The sequence below is a fragment of the Pseudokineococcus sp. 1T1Z-3 genome (assembly GCF_037482365.1).
In the GTDB taxonomy this organism is placed as follows: Bacteria; Actinomycetota; Actinomycetes; order Actinomycetales; family Quadrisphaeraceae; genus Pseudokineococcus.
This window is the reverse complement of sequence record NZ_JBBHZF010000010.1, coordinates 1-224: the sequence shown is the minus strand read 5'-3', so window position 1 is coordinate 224 and position 224 is coordinate 1. Positions and strand designations below refer to the sequence as shown.

Genomic DNA, 224 nt, shown 5'->3' with positions numbered 1-224 from the left:
TCGAGGCGGTTCTGCTTGGCACCCAGGTCCGCCCGGGTCGTGGAGACCGTGCTCAGCGCAGCGTCGATCCGGTCGATCGCGCCCTGCGCACCGTCGCCGTACGCCGTGATGACGCCGTCGCCGTCACGCGTGCTCGGCGTGGAGGCCTCGGTCACGTCGATGTCTGCGGTGGCGAGGCCGGTGGCGCCCATGGCGGTCGCGACGGCCACGGCGATCTGCTCGCC

1 pseudogene is annotated in these 224 nt (G+C 73.2%); it reads right to left on the bottom strand.

The window, feature by feature from the left end:
• A pseudogene (locus WDV86_RS03330) lies at positions 1-209 on the bottom strand (flagellin); the annotation flags it as partial.
• Between the last annotated feature and the right edge of the window lie 15 nt (positions 210-224).